The sequence below is a fragment of the Exiguobacterium profundum genome (genome assembly GCF_001909285.1).
Taxonomy (GTDB): domain Bacteria; phylum Bacillota; class Bacilli; order Exiguobacteriales; family Exiguobacteriaceae; genus Exiguobacterium; species Exiguobacterium profundum.
In genome coordinates this window covers 215,891-234,701 of record NZ_MRSV01000001.1, presented here as the reverse complement: position 1 = coordinate 234,701, position 18,811 = coordinate 215,891, and the positions used below count along the sequence as shown (strand labels likewise).

Here is an 18,811-nt window from a genome sequence, read left to right as displayed (position 1 = left end):
TAAGTGAGTGTTGTCGTTATTTACACCCATCTAACGGAGCAGATCAAAAAATGGATCACTCTTTTTTTATTTTTTTTTTTTTTTTGTTGAAGAGTACGATAAACCCCTGGTGCGACGCCATATTTTCGTTTAAAAATTCTGTGGAAATATGGGTAACTTCGAAATCCAGACAGTTCCGCTATCGTTTCTAACGAATGTTTTGTATAGCGCATTTGCTCTTCGGCAAGCTGTAAGCGAATCGATTGTGCATATTCGATGATTGTCATCCCGGTCCCTTCTTTAAAGAGATGAACGGTCCGTGAAACGCTGAGTCCGACGGCGTCGGCGACGTCTGAAACTTTGAAGTCACTCGTGACGTGCGCTTCGATAAAGCGCATCATACGAGAGACGACTGGAGGTCGCGCATGGGAATGCACATCTTGAATCGAACGATCGAGCATGAGCAGAAGTGCTTGAACGAGTGTTTCAATTAAAACGGCACTTTGTTCAGACGGTGGACGGCGCACTTCTTCCGTAATGTGTTGCCATAGTGAGAGTAGGCGAGAATCGATAGTGATGGCATATAGTCGCTCCCGTGGAGTCGCATGCCACCATGTATCGATTGAATGCCCGGTACAGAAGATATGATAGTCTCCGCTCGCGGGTGTATCGACATGCATTTCATAGAAGTCACCCGGACGAACAATCAATACGTCACCAGGTCGTGTGATCATCGTTTCCCCATTGACCACAATCCGAGCCGTTCCTGCCGTTTGTAAGCGAATCAGATACGTATCGAGTCGATTAGCAAATGGAAAAGTATAAGTCGTTGTATGGTATGAATAGCCACAAAAGCCGATTTCCATAATAATCTCCTCTTTTAATAGCAAGATTGTACATATCTTAATCATATCATGGATGGTCATGATTCCTTGGAGGCAGTACGATGAAAGCGTTGAAACGGAAAACGAACTTCAAGGAGGACATAACATGAAACAATGGTGGAAAGAAGCGGTCGTATATCAAATTTATCCACGTAGCTTCAATGACTCAAACGGAGATGGGATTGGCGACATCCAAGGAATCACGGAGAAGATGTCATACTTGGCAGAACTCGGGATCGACGTCATCTGGCTCTCACCGGTATACGATTCACCGAACGACGATAACGGATACGATATTCGTGATTACCGTGCCATCATGGACGAGTTTGGTACGATGGATGACTTTGATGCGATGCTTGAAGAAGCACACCGTCACGGGATTAAAATCATGATGGACCTCGTCGTCAACCATTCTTCTGACGAACACCAATGGTTCATGGAGTCGCGTTCTTCAAAAGACAGCCCATATCGTGACTATTACATTTGGAAAAAAGGGAAGGACGGTCAGCCACCGACGAACTGGGGGGCTTTCTTCGGAGGCAGTGCTTGGCAGTATGATGAGGCAAGCGATGAGTACTACCTCCATCTCTTCAGTAAGAAACAACCGGATTTGAACTGGGAAAGCGAGACGCTTCGTCGTGAAGTGTATGACCTCATGACATATTGGCTCGATAAAGGGGTCGACGGGTTCCGGATGGACGTTATCAATATGATCTCAAAAAATCCGAGCTATCCAGATGGTCAAACGCAAGGAACAGGGTTCGGTGACGGTACACCATTCTTCTTTAACGGACCACGCATCCATGAATTCATGCAGGAGATGAATCGGGAAGTCTTATCGAAATACGACACAATCACGGTAGGGGAGATGCCAGGGGTCAGTGTGGAGGAAGCCAAACTTTATACGGGTGAAGACCGCAACGAACTGAACATGGTCTTTCATTTTGAACATGTGGACGTCGGGAACGGAAGCTTCGGGAAGTGGAATCCGACAGACTGGAAGTTGACTGAGTTAAAGACAATCTTCTCGCGTTGGCAAGAAGGGCTCGAAGAGGAAGGATGGAACAGCCTGTACTGGAGTAACCATGACCAGCCCCGTGCCATCTCACGCTTTGGAAACGATTCGCCTGAATATCGCGTTCGTTCCGGGAAGATGCTCGCGACACTTCTTCATCTATTGAAAGGGACGCCTTACATTTATCAAGGAGAAGAGTTCGGCATGACGAACGTCGCGTTTGAATCAATCGATCAGTACCGAGATATTGAGACGTTGAACGCCTACCGTGACTACACATCCAAAGGGTTGTTAACGCACGACGAGATTTTCCGTGGCATCCATGAGCGAGGACGTGACAATTCACGTACACCGGTACAGTGGTCAGACGAAGCACATGGTGGATTTACGACAGGGACGCCATGGATCGAGGTCAACCCGAACTTTGTTGACATCAATGCGGAAGCGGCAAGGAAAGATCCGAATTCACTCTTCCATTACTACCGTCAGTTGATTGCGCTCCGTAAAGCGAAACCGCTCGTCGTCTACGGAAAGTATGAGCTGTTGTTACCGGAAGATGAGGCGGTCTATGCATTCACACGTTCATTCGAAGGTGAGACATGGCTCGTACTCTGTAACTTCTCCGACGAGACACAACAACGAGAGCTACCATATGACGTGAAAGAACGTGTCATCGGAAACATGGAACCGATAGAAGCGTTCACCCTTCGTCCTTATGAAGCACAAGTGTATAAACTGTGACGAAAAGCTCGCCAGACGGCGAGCTTTTTTAAGTGCATACGTATCTTCTCTCGATGATTCGGGAATAGTGTAAGTAACGTCTGACATGAAAAGAGGGAACGACATGGGTACTTTAATCGCGTACTCTTCCAGATATGGAACGAGAAAAAAAGTGGCGGCTTTACTCGCCGAACGTCTATCGGGTGACGTTCGTGTCCAAAATATCGTAGAAGAGCCGAACGTCACGTGGGAGATGGTAGATCACGTCATCGTCGGGAGCTCAATTCGAATGGGCACGATCCAAGACGAGATGAAGGAATGGTTGACGCTTCACGAAGCACACTTGCTTGAGCATCCCCTCGCTTTATATTTGTGTGCCGGGACACCGACAGAGTCGGAACGGATTCGCGAGCTAGAAGAAGCCTATCGTGACACGCTGCGCGAACATGCCTATTTCGTCGAGGTCGTCGGGAGCGGGTACGACTTTGAACGAATGGGCTTTTTAGACAAAGCAATCGTTCGCATGATGGAAAAAAAAAAAGAGAGTTCACTTCAACTCGACGATGCCAAACTGAATCAACTCGTGGAAGCCGCTCAAACGTCTGAGCGCACCCGGTCTGAAAATCCTTGAGCGAGTAAATCATGCACATCAATCGGGCTTTTCGTGGAGATGAGTACATCTCCGCTTTTTTTCTTCTTTTTTATCTGATGAAGAGCAAGGTGTTCGAGGTGACGACCGATTTTTAGAGCGATAGGTGCAGATTCTTGGCATCGTAAGGCATCGATAGTCACTTCATCGGTGCGGTTATCTCCCCCAAATAGTTCGAGGTCGGCTCGGGCTGTGGTAAACCCGCGCACGGCGATTCGTTTCAGTTGAACGCGTCTCGATTTGTATTGGATCGCAAGTGCCGGATGTTGTTCGTAATCGTAGGTCGGGTCGCCGATTGCAGTCAAACCATGAATCAAGACGTCCTGATAGGCCGATACAACCAGGCTTCGTGGTGAGGATTTTGTATAGAGTGAACTGTGAACCGGCTCGACGGACACTAAGTTTGTGCCTGATAGGAAGCGGGCTGTCTCTGAGTTCGGATCGTCTGCTAAATGATGACCGATGTGACGGAAGTTAAATGAACGATTGTCATGCACCGAAAGATGGCCGAAGATATGAACGTCGTGTGCGGCAGATGAGGTCCCATGTGCTTTTACTTCGATGCCTCCAAAGCAGCCTTCCGTTCTATTGTGAACGAGTGTGACGTGCCGCGAACCGTCATCAATCTCAATCCCATTTGAGTTTGAGAACCCTAAGGCGTGTGTTCGACCGTGAGGATGATGACAATAGCAGTTGGTAATATAAATGGCATCACTATGGTGTGTGGTGATTCCGTCATCCCCATAATTCATCGCCTCGAGATGATCGAGATGGATATATCGGCTCCCGTTTGCCGCGCGAAGCCCGTCCCCTAAGTAATGATAGTGCGGAGACGTGATGTCGAACGCATGGAGCCCAGCATTTTTAGCCGTCACATGATGCACCCATCCATATGTCACATGGGCAAACGTCAAGGCGCTCGATGTCGTGTCACCGCTCGTCGTCCGTTTCACATCGCCTAATCGTGCGACATTCCAATCGAGCGTCAGGTGACAAACCTCGATATGATGATTTCCTGCAAAAGGGGTGGCGTTTCGTAGCAATCGTCGATGCTTTGGTGCATGGTCGGACAGTTTGAGAATCGTGACGTCTTGTCCGGCACCTTCGAGCACGCAGTTGGAAGGCAGACGAATCCCCCGAACGATATAAACGCCTGCTGGGACAAAGACACGACGGTTAGAACGGATGGCGAGTCGAAAGGCGAGGGTACAATCCGTTTTTCCATCTCCGATAGCACCATAGTCCGTCACATCAACACGTTGTTTCGTCGTCTGCAGTAAATTCAAATATTCGGCATCGAGCCGACGCATCCAGACGGGACGAACGATGCCGTCGACTTGCTCGAGCGGAAAGGACGTGCGGACAGGGGTGATCCGTTCCGTCAATGGGATTCGACACGGGAGAGATTGTTGTTGCTCGAAGTAAGAAGCTTCCCGTGTAGCACGGTGCCATTCAAGTGATTGCTGGATGAGGTCTTCTTCCGACCAATCGGAATAAGAGGCAATCATCGATGCGATTGATTGTGTGTCCTTTACGTTTTTCATAATAAATCCTCCTAGCATCATCTTCTCTAGCATGTACCCGTTTCACCTTGTTTTTTAGCAATCAGAAGTATTTACTAGACAGAAACATCTAGTCGTGTTATATTCAATATGTGCTTAATTAAGAATAGCTGGAATCATAATTCACAAGTGCTTGGGATTATTTTTCATTAGATAATCCAGAGGCTTGTATTTTTTTTGTTTATGTTTTTTCTAGTAAGGCACTACTATAACGCATAGCGTTTATTTCAGGAGGGTTCATTCATGAACACAGGTAAAGTAAAATGGTTTAACTCAGAAAAAGGTTACGGCTTCATCGAAATGGAAGGCGGAGACGACGTATTCGTACACTTCTCAGCAATCCAAGGCGACGGCTTCAAAACACTTGAAGAAGGCCAAGAAGTAACTTTCGAAATCACTGACGGAGCTCGTGGACCACAAGCTTCTAACGTTGAAAAAATCTAATCTTCCTTTCTAAGGAATATGATACCTGCTCGCATCGGCGAGCAGGTTTTTTTGTTTTTTATCTCATAGTTTGAGGGAACAGTATACGAGCGACAAATCATGAAGGAGGAATTTGGAATGAGTGCAAAAGACACAGCGTTAAAAATTCTAGAGGGTAGCAATGTCGGGACGATGGCGACCGTGTATAAGGTGAAACCCCACAGTCGATATATGACATTTTTCCATGATGATTTCACACTCTACACAGCAACCTCTAACGATACAGATAAAGTAGAAGAACTAGAAAAGAATCCATATACGCATATTTTAATCGGCTACGATGGAGATGGTGTGGGCGACACTTACTTAGAAATCCTCGGTAAAGCGACCGTGTCGGATGATGAATCGATGAAAGAGAAAGTATGGAATGAGAAACTTGAAGGATGGTTCGATGGTCCGGACGATCCAAAGCTTGTGATCCTTAAAATCGAACCGGAATCGATGCGCGTGATGAACAAGAAAGGTCAACCACCACAAGAAGTGACACTATAATCTCTTCTAAGACACCTAAATCAGGTGTCTTTTTTTGTGGATGATTGTGAATAGAATATGGCGTACATATGGACGAATCATGAACAAAGGAAAATACATATGTGAAATAGTGAACATGAATGGTATATTGTGAATGTAATCACATTATACATTTATTTAACTTCTTGAAAGGGAGGAATTATGATGTTCACGAAATTTTGGCAAAATCATAACATCGCTACAGCGATCTTGACGGTGTTACGTGTATGGCTCGGTTATCATTGGTTAACGGCAGGTTGGGGTAAAATCACGGGAGGTTTTGGAACAGAAGGATTCTTAAACAATGCGGTGTCACTCGCTTCTGGAGAACATCCGGCCGTTGCTGGATGGTGGGCTGCATTCCTAGAAAACTTTGCGATTCCAAACGCCGGGCTATTCGATGTCCTGATTCCTTACGGGGAATTCTTGGTAGGCTTAGGATTATTGCTCGGTGCCCTCACACGTAGCGCAGCGTTCTTCGGACTTGTCATGAACATGGCGTTCTTACTATCAGGAACAGTCAGTACGAACCCAACGATGTTGATCGTATCTGTCTTGATTTTAGTTGCCGGTCATAACGCTGGAAAAATTGGGGTCGACGGGTTGTTCCTTCGCCGCTTTGTCGACACGAAAGTGTTACATCGTTCACCAAATCGTCAAATAGCCTCGTAACTTTTATGCGTTCTCTTGTGACAAACCTCTCACGTTTCGGCTACGATAGACATAGCCTACAGAAATAAAGGAGAACGCATATGACTACGACTCATTTTAAATGGCTTGGCTACACAGAAGGTGTATCCTTCTTGTTGTTACTGTTCATCGCGATGCCGTTGAAATATATGGCCGGCATTCCACTCGCGGTCAGTATCGTAGGTGCAGCACATGGTTTCTTATTTGTGGCCTACGTGCTCGCAGCGATGTATATGGCATGGCGCTTGCGCTGGGGATTCAAAGTTTTGACACTTGCTGTCACGGCATCGGTTATCCCATTCGGACCATTTTTATTAGAAAAACGGGTACTCCCGTCAACAGAGAAGACATCGAACTGATTCGTTCGATGTCTTTTTTCGTTACGATACACGTTCCATTGACTGGGCTGCATCTCGTTCTGCTTGGATGTCATGCCGGATTCGGTACGTAAGGACGAACGTACAGATGAGTAGACCCACCATACAAGCGGTGTAGAGATGGGCAACCGAGACGAGGTCGCTCAATACCCCGAATAGGATAAAGCCAATCGGTGTAATTCCCATCGCGAGTGATTCGAGTACCCCAATCACGCGTCCTAAATAGTTTGGATCCGTATTCGTTTGGAGGAACAATTGAATCGGGATGTTGACACGCACAATCAAGAAACCACTCAATAAAGCGAATGTCGCGAAAAAGAATATCGACGTGAGGACGTTGAAGTTAAAATATAATGGAATGGCAGGTCCGACGAACAGGATACTAAGAATGGTCAAAGCGGATCGCATCGTTGCTAAGCGATGTTTGATTTTGAATAACGGTAAGGCATGAAGTAAGGAAGCGACTAAAAAACCAATGGCGACCATGCTTTCAAGGAGTCCGAATTGAAACGGGGACACACCGACTTCCTGTAACGCTGCAATCGGGAACAACACTTCCGATGCGACGAAGAAGAAGTTCAAAAATGCGGCGAGGACAGCAACTGTCCACAAGACTCTTTGTTGTTTCAAGTAAGACAGACCGGACCGTACGTCTTCCCAAGTCGATTGTTCGGTGGGTGCGACCTCTTTCTGATGAAATTTAAGTCGAGAGGCGAGAAGTGCGGCAATCATAAAGAATAGAGCAGAACTAAAAAAAAAGACAGGAATCGGTATAAGCTTAAACAGTGCCCCGGCAAGAAGCGGGGTACCGATGCTTGAGATGGAGATGATACTTTGAATGAGAGAGTTGGCGCGTTGCAGTTCATCTTCCTCAAATAAAAGAGGAATCGAACTTGATAACGTGACCGATAAGAAAGTGGAAACGATCGCTAAGAAGAATGTGATGACGTAAAAAGCGGGTGCTTCAAACGTCCAAAGTAAGCTTCCAACACCTGCGAGTAAAAATAATCCTCCGTTCAAAGACTCCATCCTAATGATGACTCGCTTTCGGTCAAGTTTGTCTGCATAAGCGCCGGCGAATGGGGATAGAAGCACACGGGGTAATGTACCTGCGAGGAGAACGAAGGCGAATTGGAGCCCAGATCCGGTCGTCGTCAACACCATGAGTCCCGCCACAAACGTAAATAAGTTGGATGCGAATAACGACATGAATTTACCGAGCAGTAAAATTGATAGATTTGAAGAGAGAAACTTCATAGAAACACTCCTTTGCAAATTAGTTAAATGTGATTTAACATTATCATAAAGGCAACGAAGTGAATTGTAAATATAAAGTTCAATATAATTTAACTTTTAGAGGTGACATATGATTGGTGAGCGCATTAAAGCATTGCGAAAAAAAAAAAAAATGACTCAGACGCAGCTGGCGGAAGGGATTGTCACAAAATCGATGCTCAGTATGATTGAGAACGGAAAAGCAGAGGCATCGATGCGCAGTTTACGAGAACTTGCCAGTCGATTAGATGTCTCGATGCAACAGTTATTGACCGATCCAAAAGAGGTCGAACTACAGTCGCTGGTGGAAAAGCTAGAATTTGAGGAGATGCAACTCATTTCACTACCGGATCAAAAAATTCGGGAAATGCTCAAGCCTTACTTACAGGAAGAAATGAACTCCGTGTGGCAAGGAAAAGCATATATGCTGTACGGTGATACGTACTTTCAAGAGGGCGAGAATGAGAGAGTACTAGCTTACTATGACCGCGCGATTGAGATTTTTGAGAAGCTAGGTGAGTCCGAAGAATTGGCGATGGGACGAATTAGCCAGGCTTATTATTTATTGATGTGGAACCGCTACGAGGAATCGATTGAACGGATTGAAGCGATAGAACTACTTGATGCAAAATATATGAAAACAAAGACACGAACTGAATATGCCATGTTAATTGTATTTAAGAATCTTCTTTGTGATGAGGATTTAGAAGGGGCAATTCGACAGCTTGAAGACGTGCTCGAGTATATGACACGGACAAGAATCTACTACCGTGCGGACGACGTGTATCGCACCATTTCGATTTGCGCGCTCTATTTGAACGATGAGAAGAAAATTCATGAGTCGTTACAAAAGGCGAAGCAATATATTCAATTCACGGAAGATCGTTTGGCTGAAATCAAAGTGGCACTTTCTGAAGCGCTCTATGCGATGGAATATCGACATGTCAAACTATTAGGAAAGAACATCAAATTGATGGAATCTCTCACGACAGATGTCGAACCATTTATAGCAGCGATTTCGATGGCGAAAGGTGTGTACTACGCTTTTCGAGGGGAAACGGAAATGGGAAGAGAGTGTTTATTGGCATTATGGGAAAACAGAGATGAGTGGAAAACACATAGCTTAGTCGATATCGCGATTTACTACGAAGGTTTATTAAGGGGAACACTGAACGGATGCGGAGACGACTGGGTACCGGTCATCGAAGAACAAGTAGCAGAGTTCCCGCAAGGTCTGTTTCGCAAACGTTTAGAAACGTTGCTACAACAAATCAAGGGCTGACGCATCAGCCCTTGAACGTTTGAATCAATGTCCCTTTGCCATACTCGACCTGCACAGAAGCGTGAGCCCCGTTGACGAGTGTCATCTGAGGAGGAACGTGTCCGCAGTCGATGTCGAAAAAAATAGGAACTTCTAACATGTGATGAAGCTCCTCATACACCATCTCGACCGTATAGTCTTGATGTACAGAGGGGGCATCACTCCGTCCGAATAGAATACCAGACGTATGATCGAACCAACCGGCCCACTTCATTTGAAGGAGGGTCCTTTTTAATGCGGGGACGTTCATCTCGGCATTCTCAAAGTACCAAAGGATCGGTTCATTGTTCAGGTGATTATGTTGGAACGTCTTGACGTCTCCATATGGCGTCCCAATTGTATGTAAGAGCACATCGAGACATCCACCAAGCAATCGACCTGTCGCTTTTTGCCCACCGTTCGCTTTCCATTCGGTCGTCTCCGTCAGATGAAACAGATGTGGCGTCGGATTATCATGCTGCCATTCGTTTTGGAACTTCTCGGACGAGCGTTGGATGACCGTTTCGTCGGTCCGCGTCGACAATACATCGAGCCAGCGTGAACTCGTCTCGTCCCACATATCGGCACGCAAGTCGACTAAGTTTGGACCGTGGGCGGAGGCGATTCCGGTTTTTAGCGTATACACAAAAAGTAATAGACTCGTATCCGAATAACCGAGCATCCATTTTGCGGACAAGGACTGCCACTCGATGTGATCGAGGATTTCCATTAAGAGTTCCCCACCCCAGGGCGGAACAATCAAGTCGACATTGTCATCTTGAAGTAGAGATGTCAGTTCATGTGCACGGACTCGAGCCGGAGCGGACTTCCCAAATCGTTGTTTCCACGCATTCGGAGTGAATTGCAATGTGAACCCTCGATTGGAAAACTTATGTTCCGCTTGATGCAATAGATGGTGCAGTTCTTCTGGTATACCTGACGAAGGGGCGGTGACACCAATTTGATGACCGGTTAACTGTGGATAACGAATCATGACAACCTCCTGTGGATAAGTGATATGTTCAGTAGAAAAAATGGGTTATCCACATGTGGACAACTAATTAGAGCGCATCCGTTCGGCATGACGCATTCCCCATTCGTTCATCGCTTCGAGAATCGGAATCAGTGTTTTCCCGTACTCACTTAAGCGATAATCGACACGTGGTGGAACTTCTGGATAGACGGTCCGGATGACGATATCCTGTTCTTCTAAGTCGCGGAGTTGTGCGGTCAATATCTTTTGGCTGATTTTTGGTAACGCGCGTTTCAACTCACTGAAACGCAATGTATCTCCATTGATCAACACGAGGAGGATGGAATGTTTCCATTTTCCTGTAATCAGTTCGAGTGCCGTATCGACTTCACAGCTTGTTATGTTAGTCACGTCGCTCTTCCTTTCCAATAGTATCGTTGAAGTAACTATACCACCTTTTTGTGCCTTTTTCTGTAACATCGACCGAGCGGGTATAGTGAAGGTGAGGTGATAATATATGAAAAAAAAAAAAATCGAACTCGGTCCGGTAACGCTTCGAGTCCGTGACATTGAACAGGTGACACGATTTTACGTAGACGTGATTGGGATGAGTATTTTAGAAGAGAGCGAAGAGCTCATTACACTCGGTACGAAGGAACGTCCGCTTGTCATCTTGCACAGTGTCCCGCAAGCGAAAACCAATCCACGGGCGGCAGGCTTGTTCCATTTAGCTATTCTGTTCCCGAACCGTGTAGAGTTAGGAAGCATGTTGGCACATCTCATTGAGCGACGCATCGAAGTGGGGCAAGGCGACCATCTCGTGAGTGAAGCCTTCTACTTGAGCGATCCAGAAGGAAACGGGATTGAATTGTATGCCGACCGCCCGAAGGACCAATGGACGTACGAGGCAAACGGCCATGTGAAAATGGCGACCGAGCCTGTCGACTATGAATCGATGCTTCAAGCGGCAGCCAATCGGTCGTTTACTGGTTTACCGATCGGAACGATGATGGGGCACGTGCATTTTAAAGTACGCTCAATCGAGGCGGCGAAACGTTTTTATCATGATCGGCTTGGCTTCTCCATTACGACGGATTCTTATCCAGGCGCACTTTTCCTAGCAGCTGATGGCTACCACCATCACATCGGAACGAACGTGTGGGCCCGTCCGAGCGATCCTGTGGGAATGGAGACCGGAATCGAAGCATGGACGCTTCTCGTCAATGAAGAGACGAACCAGGCGTTAGGCGGAACATCGTCTGAATGGTCGTTGACCGATGAAGACGGGATTACCGTGCATATTAAAAGAACGAACGCTTGAGCGTTCGTTCTTTTTAACGTGCGGATGTTTTCTTCTGACCTGCGTTAAACGAGAGACGAAGTCCGCGTTTTTGATACGCTTGCTCGACTCGTTTAGGATTGAGGCTGAGCTCAAGGTGAGCTAGCTTCAAATGTTCAAGTGCCGGCACCGTGACATCGAGGCGAACGAGCTCCATATTGCGCTCTGCTTTTTTGCGTGTTCGTCTCAAGTTACGGGGCACCTCCTCTGACGTCAGTGCCGCGATCGTTTCATTTACTTGTTGTCGTTTTTCACCCTTGATTCTCAAGGCAGAATACAGCTTATCGAGCGAACCGAATCGTTTGATGAGTTGAACCGATTGGCTTTCGTCGAGCCCGGCAACTGGAGGGATTCCGTCAGAACGGTCTCCTGTCAACGCTTTGACGGCTGACAGTTGCTTCGGTTTCAATCCTTCGTATAGCGCCGCAATCTCTTCTGGTCGAATTTCTAAATGACGCTTGAGTGGCAACGGACGATTATCACGAATGTCACAGCGAGCCTGCATTTGCTGAAGCTCCTGTGTCTGTAACCAAACGGTGATTCGTGGACTGACAAGCTGTAACAAGTCTTTGTCTTTTGTCATGATGACGACAGGGGCACTGCAACTGAATTTACGGGCGATGTGGGCAATCAAGTCTTCCCCTTCATACCCTTCTACTTGGAATTGTGGGATTCCACTATCCTCAAGCAGTTGGCGCATGAGTTCCATCTGCGCTTTTAATTCAGGCGGTGTTTGACGTCTGCGACGTTTGTAGCCTGGGTACAGTTCTCGACGCCATAATGTTTCACGTGAGACGTCCCAAACAACGACAAAATGAGTCGGACGATGTCTGCGTAGAATCGTCCGGATGAGGCCGGTCATTCCGATGACGGCACTCCGATCGTTTTTAGATACCTCGCGTCCTTTTTTCGTTCTGCTCGCGGCGGCACCATAATAAGCACTGGCCAGCATGGAGTTACCGTCAATCAAAAATAGTTTGCGTTCCATGCGTAACCTTCTTTCTATTTCTTTCTGTTTAAACCGAACATCTCGCCATGTTTCGGTGATGTTGTGTCATTGAGTGGGTGACACTCAAATAAGCAACATATGTGCAGTATATCACGGGAAGAGGCGAAAATATAGCGACAGTTCGGTGCAAACGTGAAAAACCCTTCTCCATATTTCGGAGAAGGGTTTAAAGAAAGCATCATTCAGATAATGGTTCTTCCTCTTCGTGAGAGGCGAGAATCAAGTCGACAAAGACGATGCGGTGGTTATCGACTTCACTGACAATCAGTTCATGGTTGCCAGGTAAAAGGAAGCGCTCGCCTGTTCGGGCATTCGCTTTTTGTGATAAAACGAATCCACCGACCGTATCGACGTCATCTTCGATTTCGATGCCGAACCGCTCTTCGAGTTCTTGCGTTAAAACGAGTCCCGAAAGGCGATAATGTTTCGGAGCGACTTCTGTAATTTCAGCCTGTTCGTCTCGATCGAACTCGTCTCGAATCTCGCCGACGATTTCTTCTAAAATGTCTTCAATCGTCAACAGTCCTGCCGTCCCGCCGTACTCATCGATGACGAGACACATCATCGTCTGCGCGTTTTGCATTTTCACCATCGCTTCTTGAAGTGGCGTGAACTCGGTGACGAGCGGCAATTGATGAATGAACGACTCGAACGGTGCATCATTTTTTGAAAGTTGAGCAGTGAAGAGCTGTTTCGCATTCACGAATCCGAGAACGTCATCGCGATCGCCATCTCGTGTGACGGGATAGCGTGTATACTGATGCTCTTCGACAACGGCAATGATTTCTTCAATCGTATCTTCTTCATCGATTGTCACCATGTTCATTCGTGGGACCATGGCATCTTTGGCGATCCGTTCGTCAAAGGAGAAGATATTTTGTACATAAGCCAACTCGTTTTCATTGATCTCACCGCTACGGAAACTTTCCGTCATGATGATTTTCAGTTCTTCTTCCGAGTGTGCCGTTTCTTGCGCTGTCGTCTGTACCCCGAATAAGCGAAGTGTGATTCGAGCCATACTGTTCAAGGCCCGAATAAACGGATAGAAAATTTTTGTGAAGACGTAGAGCGGACGTGCGACGAGGAGCGTCAGTTTTTCCGCTTCATGTACTGCAAGTGTCTTTGGCACGAGTTCACCGATGACGACATGGACGAACGCAATCAATAAGAAGGCGATCAGAAACGACAAGAATGTCACGAGAGAAGGCGATATGTTCAATTGTTCGACCAATGTGTGGATATACGTTTCGATTTGATCGGCACCAATCCACCCAAGACCGAGTGCAGAAAGCGTGATTCCGAACTGAGAGGCAGAAAGGGAGTCGTCGATATTCTCGATGACTTTTTTCGCGCTGACTTCTCTCTTATTTCCTTCGAGCACGAGCTGGTCGAGTCGAGCGCCACGCACTTTCACAATTGAAAATTCGGCTGCCACAAAAAAGGCAGTCAAAAAGATTAAAAGTGCGACGACGAGTAAGCTGAGTAACATGGGACTGTCCAACAATTCCCCCTAAAATCGGGGAGTCACCTCCATTGAGTATAAGATCAAACGTCTTTCAGGCGTTTCCTGAAAACGAATAGTTTGTTTCAGTATAGTTGATTTGTTTCAAATATTCAAAATGCAGCCAATCATGTTTCATGAAGAGGGGAATGCGGGAACTAAACCCGAGAAGATGAAGGAGGAATTGACATGGCAAACTATCCAGAGTTAAAAGGTAAGGTCGCGGTCATCACGGGCAGCTCGAAGGGGCTCGGTCGTGCCATCGGGGAACGTTACGCAAAAGAAGGGATGAGCGTTGTCCTGAATTACCGCAGCAGTGAAAAAGAGATGGAGGAAGTCATCCGTGGCATCGAGGCAGCTGGTGGGAAAGCCGTCGCCGTGAAAGGGGACGTCGCGGAAGAAGGACTCGCGGAGAAGATGATTGAGAAAGCCATCTCTGAGTTTGGAAAGATGGATATTTTCGTGAATAACGCCGGCGTTCAAGTCGAGGCAAAAACGCATGAGATGGAGTTTGATAACTGGAAGCAGATTATCGATGTCAACTTGAACGGGACGTTCCTTGGTGTCCGTGCTGCTTTAAAATACTTCGTGGAGCATGAAATCGAGGGGAACATCATCAATATGTCTTCTGTTCACGAAGTCATCCCGCGTCCAGGTTATACACATTACGCAGCCAGCAAGGGTGGCGTGAAAATGTTCACGAAATCCGTCGCACTCGAGTATGCACCGAACCATATTCGTGTCAATGCAATCGCACCTGGGGCGATTGATACACCAATCAACGAAGAGACGATGAGCGACCCGGAAGAGAAGAAGGGATTAGAAGCGCTCATCCCATCTCACGTCATCGGGAAGCCGGAACAAATCGCAGCCGTTGCCGCTTGGCTCGCGTCGGATGAGTCGTCCTATGTGACGGGGACAACCATCTTTGCGGACGGTGGGCTTTCGCTCTATCCGTCATTTGGTCCAGAGAACAAAGTCCAATAAACAAGAGGGTGCGATGATGCACCCTCTTTTCGTTTAGCTACTCATTTGATTGGTCATATCCGACTTGGGAAGGCTGACAGTGAAAATGGAGCCTTTGCCGATGTTTGAGGTAGCGTGAATCGTTCCACCGTGACCTTCAGCGATTTCTTTACAGATTGCGAGACCGAGACCGGTCCCTCCGATTTTTCGACTGGCTTAATTGTCGACGCGATAAAACTTGTCAAACAATTTTGGTAGCGCGGTTTGGGGAATCCCGATACCGTGATCTTCAATTGAAATGTCAATCCAATCCGGTCGTTCACATGTGACACGGACATGGATTTCGCCACCACGAGGCGAATACTTCACAGCGTTGTGCAGTAGGTTCATGAAGAGTTGATTGAGTCGCGTCCGGTCTCCGTATACATAGACGTCTTCCGTGCAATCAAACGTGATGTGATGATGTTGGCTTGAGCCTTGATGCACCGAGATCGCTTGCTCAAGAATAGCGGACAGACGCTCTGGTTCGTTATGGTACGTCTGTTGTCCAGACTCCATCCGTTGTACATCGAGCAAGTTCGAAATCAAGTCTTCAAGACGCAATGTCTCTTGATGAATCATTCCTAAATATTTTTCGGAACGTTCAGATGAAAGCTTTCGGAAACGAAGGAGTTCAGTGAATCCAATGATACTTGTGAGCGGAGTCCGGAGTTCGTGAGAGACGGTCGAAACGAGTTCGGTTTTCAGACGGTCGACTTCGGTCTCGTGCGTCACGTCACGGAAAACGAGCATCGTTCCATGACGTGTTCCTCGCAAGTAAATCTTCTCCGCATACATTTGAATGAAGCGCTCTTCCTGATTCATCGAGAACGTGACGCTCTCTTCTTTACACTGTCCATCGAATGAACGTTCCATGAACGCGAAAAAGGCATCCTTTTGATCGACCTGCAGTCCGAGCTCCTCAAGGCTAGCGTCTAAACGATATAAATCGACTTCATTTCGCTTCGTAATTGGTTGATTGAATAAGACAAACAACGCTTGGTTCGCTACTTTCTCACTTGTTGCGTGTTCGACATAGATGACGGCATCGCGAATCGAGTGCAGAAGGCGCGCTGTCTTCTCACGTTCTTCTTCAATCCGATAGCGTTGTGTCGTGAGAGATGTAGCCATCTGTCGGAACGATGTTGTCAATTGCCCGACTTCATTTTTAGATTGGGCTGCCGCCGGTGTGATTGGCTGTCGTTCTCCGGCAAGGCGCTTACTGTTTTCGATCAACTCCTGCAGTTGACCAGTTAAGCGTCTCACATATGGACGGGCGACGATAAAGAGAATGAAGAGAACACCGAGTAAAGAGAGGAGCCAAAGAGCTTGTGCCCACTTCGTATGGGTCGCAAGCTGAGCACGGAGCCCATCCTCTTCTGCGTTCAGTGAGTTCCGGTATTCCGTGAAGACGCTCTCCATATCGACGATGCTCGCACTCATATCCGCGGCACTTTTCGAATTGATTTTGAATTTACGATCTGCCGGTGGGTCTTTTTGAGGATTCACTTTCCCGAGCGTCGGCATCTTTAAGAAGGGTTCGGTTACACTACCGTCCCGTTTTCCTGCTACATAACGTTCGAGGCTCGGCATGACACGTTCCTGATACGCGACAAACAGCGTACGCGCATCGCTCGCGTACGTTTTTTCTTTCTCGGTTACGGCATTCTGCTCGAACCAAGTGGTCTGTTCGTCAATCAAGACTTGTTTATCTTGCACACGTTCTAACATCGCGTCATCCCCAAGGAGGACATATCCGCGCATTTCATATTGCATCGACTGCCATGTCTCGAACAATTCGGTCGCATTCGTGCGCCGTTCACTGATGTTCTCGAGCGATGACGTCGTCTGTTCGATTTGGTTTTCCGTATACACATATACGGCAAGCGACGTGAGGAGGATCAGTCCGATGAATAAGTAGAAGACGAATAAAAATTGTCTCCCGATCCGTTGGTCAATCCATGACTTCATAAAGACCGTTCCTTCCTAGAATGATGAACATTCCGACTGTGACTAATATCCTACGAGTGTCGTTCTTTCATTGTACAGATTCAACTCTTCAGATGCTAGATATTGAGAAATCAAGGAAATGAACGCTATTATTTATTGAACAGTAGTAGATAGTATGCTATTGTTCTATGTATAGTAGGGGGTGGGATGATGAATCCTCAATTCAAAAAGGGCGTACTTAACCTGTGTGTGTTAGCACTCGTCGCGGAACAAGACCGCTATGGGTATGAGCTCGTTCAGGCGATTTCGGCCAAAGTGGCCATTTCAGAAGGTGCGGTCTATCCGTTGTTGCGTCGATTGACGACAGAGGGCTATTTCACGACGTATTTAATGGAGTCTGGAGAAGGCCCTCCACGGAAGTACTATCAAATTACGGAACAGGGCCGCAAACACTTAGTTGAACTGCGAACGGAATGGGATGTATTCACGAACGGTGTTAATGACTTAATCCGAGGGGGAGACGACAGATGAATGAAGAACAGTATTTGTCAGAGCTCGAACAGCTATTGATGGACGTGAAGGTGAAAGATCGGCTTGATATTTTACGAGACGTATCGGAATATTTCACGAGTGGTCGATTAGAAGGAAGAAGTGACGAAGAATTGGCACGTGAGTTAGGGGAACCGAGCATACTCGCATCGGAATTGCTCGCCTCTGTCGATATTGAAGAATCGGTCTCGACGCGACCGCCTGCGGTTGTCAAAAGCTCGGCGGTAGCCTTCCAAAGCGTCCTCATTCAAGTTCAAAATGCGCAAGTGTTCGTCACCCCATCACAAGACGGTTATGCGTATGCGACGCTTGAGACGGAGACTGATCATGGGGTCGTCATGGATATCGTGGGGGACACTTTAGAGATACGGATTGAATCCGAACGTCGTTTCGGTCTTTCGGACCTGTTCTCATGGTTTGGGTCAAAGGCACCTGTACTTCGGGTTGAATTGCCTCATCACGCCTATCATCAGATTCAATTAAAAAATCGTCACGGTTCGAGTGATGTACAAGATCTCCAAGCGGAACGGTTCCACGTGGAGAGTGAGAACGGTCGAATCGTCGCACATCACATTCAAGCACGTCATGGTGTCCTGCGCACATCGAACGGAAAAGTGCTCGCATCAAGCTGTCACGGTCACGATTGGGAGCTTCATTCCTCAAACGGTCGTGTCGAAGCGAAACATTCTCAGCTCGAGCGGATCAACATCCATTCCTCGAACGGTCGAATCGATGTCGATCACGTCACGGGAGCGGTCGATGCCAAAACTTCTAATGGACGGATAGACTGTTCCGTACAAGCGATTCAAGCACCGATTCGCTTGAAGACGAACAATGGGAAGATTGACTTACATGTCGATGAACGTCCGGAAGATGTGACGATTCGTGCGAAGTCACGAAACGGGAAAGTTGATGTGTTTGGAGAGCGGTCGAAAGAGTGCGTATTTGGAGACGGATCGATTGAAGTGAAATTAACGAGCTCAAATGGGAGCGTCACCGTATCAGGATGAATATAGCCCCTCCATCGATCGATGGAGGGGC

Annotated in this window: 18 protein-coding genes and 1 pseudogene; 11 read left to right on the top strand and 8 right to left on the bottom strand. The window is 47.1% G+C overall.

What is annotated here, in order from left to right; all coding sequences use genetic code 11:
* Nucleotides 1-20: 20 nt before the first annotated feature.
* A complete protein-coding gene (locus BBB58_RS01335; protein WP_074035024.1) occupies nucleotides 21-845 on the bottom strand; it encodes an AraC family transcriptional regulator in 825 nt (274 codons plus the stop codon).
* A 124-nt stretch (nucleotides 846-969) separates the two neighbouring features.
* Here BBB58_RS01335 and BBB58_RS01330 point away from each other — a divergent pair, with 124 nt between their 5' ends.
* Nucleotides 970-2,619 carry a glycoside hydrolase family 13 protein gene (locus BBB58_RS01330; protein WP_074035022.1) on the top strand — a complete coding sequence of 550 codons (1,650 nt, stop codon included), beginning with the start codon at nucleotides 970-972 and terminating at the stop codon, nucleotides 2,617-2,619.
* A gap of 103 nt (nucleotides 2,620-2,722) precedes the next feature.
* The gene (locus BBB58_RS01325; protein ID WP_074035020.1) at nucleotides 2,723-3,229 is read left to right on the top strand and encodes a flavodoxin domain-containing protein; all 507 of its coding nucleotides are present in this window, start codon (nucleotides 2,723-2,725) and stop codon (nucleotides 3,227-3,229) included.
* Here BBB58_RS01325 and BBB58_RS01320 read toward each other — a convergent pair.
* On the bottom strand, nucleotides 3,193-4,791 hold the full coding sequence (locus BBB58_RS01320; protein WP_074035018.1) for a glycoside hydrolase family 55 protein: 1,599 nt from the start codon (nucleotides 4,789-4,791) through the stop codon (nucleotides 3,193-3,195). The two genes, BBB58_RS01325 and BBB58_RS01320, sit on opposite strands and share 37 nt — an antisense overlap.
* A gap of 261 nt (nucleotides 4,792-5,052) precedes the next feature.
* Here BBB58_RS01320 and BBB58_RS01315 point away from each other — a divergent pair, with 261 nt between their 5' ends.
* From BBB58_RS01315 to BBB58_RS01300, 4 genes are all read left to right on the top strand, one after another.
* A complete protein-coding gene (locus BBB58_RS01315) occupies nucleotides 5,053-5,253 on the top strand; it encodes a cold-shock protein (RefSeq protein ID WP_015880427.1) in 201 nt (66 codons plus the stop codon).
* Nucleotides 5,254-5,370: 117 nt separating this feature from the next.
* Nucleotides 5,371-5,784 (top strand): pyridoxamine 5'-phosphate oxidase family protein, encoded by a 414-nt coding sequence (locus BBB58_RS01310; protein WP_143180203.1) that lies wholly within the window; start codon nucleotides 5,371-5,373, stop codon nucleotides 5,782-5,784.
* A gap of 183 nt (nucleotides 5,785-5,967) precedes the next feature.
* On the top strand, nucleotides 5,968-6,474 hold the full coding sequence (locus BBB58_RS01305) for a DoxX family membrane protein (RefSeq protein ID WP_074035013.1): 507 nt from the start codon (nucleotides 5,968-5,970) through the stop codon (nucleotides 6,472-6,474).
* A gap of 80 nt (nucleotides 6,475-6,554) precedes the next feature.
* Nucleotides 6,555-6,851: a DUF3817 domain-containing protein gene (locus BBB58_RS01300; RefSeq protein ID WP_074035012.1), complete on the top strand. Its 297-nt coding sequence runs from the start codon at nucleotides 6,555-6,557 to the stop codon at nucleotides 6,849-6,851.
* A gap of 21 nt (nucleotides 6,852-6,872) precedes the next feature.
* On the opposite strand, the gene BBB58_RS01295 is transcribed toward BBB58_RS01300, so the two are convergent.
* The gene (locus BBB58_RS01295; RefSeq protein ID WP_074035011.1) at nucleotides 6,873-8,126 is read right to left on the bottom strand and encodes an MFS transporter; all 1,254 of its coding nucleotides are present in this window, start codon (nucleotides 8,124-8,126) and stop codon (nucleotides 6,873-6,875) included.
* 109 nt (nucleotides 8,127-8,235) lie between these two features.
* Between BBB58_RS01295 and BBB58_RS01290 the strand changes: the two genes are divergently transcribed.
* Complete coding sequence (locus tag BBB58_RS01290) at nucleotides 8,236-9,426, top strand: helix-turn-helix domain-containing protein (protein ID WP_074035010.1); 1,191 nt, start codon at nucleotides 8,236-8,238, stop codon at nucleotides 9,424-9,426.
* A gap of 4 nt (nucleotides 9,427-9,430) precedes the next feature.
* Here BBB58_RS01290 and BBB58_RS01285 read toward each other — a convergent pair whose 3' ends face one another.
* Together BBB58_RS01285 and BBB58_RS01280 are read right to left on the bottom strand one after the other, a co-directional pair.
* Nucleotides 9,431-10,438, bottom strand: coding sequence for a S66 family peptidase (locus BBB58_RS01285; protein WP_074035007.1), 1,008 nt, complete (start codon nucleotides 10,436-10,438; stop codon nucleotides 9,431-9,433).
* Between the two features lie 63 nt (nucleotides 10,439-10,501).
* The gene (locus BBB58_RS01280) at nucleotides 10,502-10,828 is read right to left on the bottom strand and encodes a winged helix-turn-helix transcriptional regulator (RefSeq protein WP_015880434.1); all 327 of its coding nucleotides are present in this window, start codon (nucleotides 10,826-10,828) and stop codon (nucleotides 10,502-10,504) included.
* A 106-nt stretch (nucleotides 10,829-10,934) separates the two neighbouring features.
* On the opposite strand from BBB58_RS01280, the gene BBB58_RS01275 reads away from it, so the two are divergent.
* Entirely contained in the window at nucleotides 10,935-11,738 is an 804-nt protein-coding gene (locus BBB58_RS01275) for a VOC family protein (RefSeq protein ID WP_074035005.1), read from the top strand.
* 13 nt (nucleotides 11,739-11,751) lie between these two features.
* Here the strand turns inward: BBB58_RS01275 and BBB58_RS01270 are convergent, their stop codons facing one another.
* Both BBB58_RS01270 and BBB58_RS01265 read right to left on the bottom strand, forming a co-directional pair.
* On the bottom strand, nucleotides 11,752-12,744 hold the full coding sequence (locus BBB58_RS01270) for a 5'-3' exonuclease (protein WP_074035004.1): 993 nt from the start codon (nucleotides 12,742-12,744) through the stop codon (nucleotides 11,752-11,754).
* Nucleotides 12,745-12,943: 199 nt separating this feature from the next.
* Entirely contained in the window at nucleotides 12,944-14,266 is a 1,323-nt protein-coding gene (locus tag BBB58_RS01265) for a hemolysin family protein (RefSeq protein ID WP_074035003.1), read from the bottom strand.
* A gap of 189 nt (nucleotides 14,267-14,455) precedes the next feature.
* On the opposite strand from BBB58_RS01265, the gene BBB58_RS01260 reads away from it, so the two are divergent.
* Complete coding sequence (locus BBB58_RS01260; protein ID WP_015880438.1) at nucleotides 14,456-15,253, top strand: glucose 1-dehydrogenase; 798 nt, start codon at nucleotides 14,456-14,458, stop codon at nucleotides 15,251-15,253.
* A 33-nt stretch (nucleotides 15,254-15,286) separates the two neighbouring features.
* Here BBB58_RS01260 and BBB58_RS15595 read toward each other — a convergent pair.
* A pseudogene (locus BBB58_RS15595) lies at nucleotides 15,287-16,693 on the bottom strand (HAMP domain-containing sensor histidine kinase).
* A gap of 738 nt (nucleotides 16,694-17,431) precedes the next feature.
* Here BBB58_RS15595 and BBB58_RS01250 point away from each other — a divergent pair.
* Both BBB58_RS01250 and BBB58_RS01245 read left to right on the top strand, forming a co-directional pair.
* A complete protein-coding gene (locus BBB58_RS01250) occupies nucleotides 17,432-17,752 on the top strand; it encodes a PadR family transcriptional regulator (protein ID WP_074035001.1) in 321 nt (106 codons plus the stop codon).
* Nucleotides 17,749-18,780 carry a DUF4097 family beta strand repeat-containing protein gene (locus BBB58_RS01245; protein ID WP_074034999.1) on the top strand — a complete coding sequence of 344 codons (1,032 nt, stop codon included), beginning with the start codon at nucleotides 17,749-17,751 and terminating at the stop codon, nucleotides 18,778-18,780. Before BBB58_RS01250 ends, BBB58_RS01245 begins: the two co-directional genes overlap by 4 nt.
* Nucleotides 18,781-18,811 lie beyond the last annotated feature (31 nt).

Coding starts and splice junctions, on each gene's coding strand:
- BBB58_RS01335 (WP_074035024.1), bottom strand. CDS start 845: ATGGAAATCGGCTTTTGTGGCTATTCATACCATACAACGACTTATACT.
- BBB58_RS01330 (WP_074035022.1), top strand. CDS start 970: ATGAAACAATGGTGGAAAGAAGCGGTCGTATATCAAATTTATCCACGT.
- BBB58_RS01325 (WP_074035020.1), top strand. CDS start 2,723: ATGGGTACTTTAATCGCGTACTCTTCCAGATATGGAACGAGAAAAAAA.
- BBB58_RS01320 (WP_074035018.1), bottom strand. CDS start 4,791: ATGAAAAACGTAAAGGACACACAATCAATCGCATCGATGATTGCCTCT.
- BBB58_RS01315 (WP_015880427.1), top strand. CDS start 5,053: ATGAACACAGGTAAAGTAAAATGGTTTAACTCAGAAAAAGGTTACGGC.
- BBB58_RS01310 (WP_143180203.1), top strand. CDS start 5,371: ATGAGTGCAAAAGACACAGCGTTAAAAATTCTAGAGGGTAGCAATGTC.
- BBB58_RS01305 (WP_074035013.1), top strand. CDS start 5,968: ATGTTCACGAAATTTTGGCAAAATCATAACATCGCTACAGCGATCTTG.
- BBB58_RS01300 (WP_074035012.1), top strand. CDS start 6,555: ATGACTACGACTCATTTTAAATGGCTTGGCTACACAGAAGGTGTATCC.
- BBB58_RS01295 (WP_074035011.1), bottom strand. CDS start 8,126: ATGAAGTTTCTCTCTTCAAATCTATCAATTTTACTGCTCGGTAAATTC.
- BBB58_RS01290 (WP_074035010.1), top strand. CDS start 8,236: ATGATTGGTGAGCGCATTAAAGCATTGCGAAAAAAAAAAAAAATGACT.
- BBB58_RS01285 (WP_074035007.1), bottom strand. CDS start 10,438: ATGATTCGTTATCCACAGTTAACCGGTCATCAAATTGGTGTCACCGCC.
- BBB58_RS01275 (WP_074035005.1), top strand. CDS start 10,935: ATGAAAAAAAAAAAAATCGAACTCGGTCCGGTAACGCTTCGAGTCCGT.
- BBB58_RS01270 (WP_074035004.1), bottom strand. CDS start 12,744: ATGGAACGCAAACTATTTTTGATTGACGGTAACTCCATGCTGGCCAGT.
- BBB58_RS01260 (WP_015880438.1), top strand. CDS start 14,456: ATGGCAAACTATCCAGAGTTAAAAGGTAAGGTCGCGGTCATCACGGGC.
- BBB58_RS01250 (WP_074035001.1), top strand. CDS start 17,432: ATGAATCCTCAATTCAAAAAGGGCGTACTTAACCTGTGTGTGTTAGCA.
- BBB58_RS01245 (WP_074034999.1), top strand. CDS start 17,749: ATGAATGAAGAACAGTATTTGTCAGAGCTCGAACAGCTATTGATGGAC.